Raw genomic sequence first — 239 nt, forward strand, 5'->3', positions numbered from 1 at the left:
AACCCGGATCGCGCCCTTGCGCGTCGTCGGATGCTGCGGAGCCTCTTCGCGCAATACCGGAAACGCGTCGGGACCGTAGTTGTAGATAGTCCCCGGCAGCACGACGGTCGCCTGCGCCGCCGTCGCCGCCGCGAAGCGCGCCTTTTCGGCCTTTTCGCGCACGCCGCAGCACGAACGCGTCGCCATGCTGCGCCGTCTGCACGCGGCCGTGCTGGCGCGCGAAGACGCGCTGTTCGAAG

Annotated in this window: 1 pseudogene; it reads left to right on the forward strand. The window is 69.9% G+C overall.

Features of this window, described 5'->3' with window-relative positions:
- Positions 1–118: 118 nt before the first annotated feature.
- Positions 119–239: pseudogene (locus tag SB751_RS34815) on the forward strand (hypothetical protein); the annotation flags it as partial.

This window comes from Cupriavidus sp. SIMBA_020, assembly GCF_046535395.1.
Lineage (GTDB): Bacteria > Pseudomonadota > Gammaproteobacteria > Burkholderiales > Burkholderiaceae > Cupriavidus > Cupriavidus campinensis.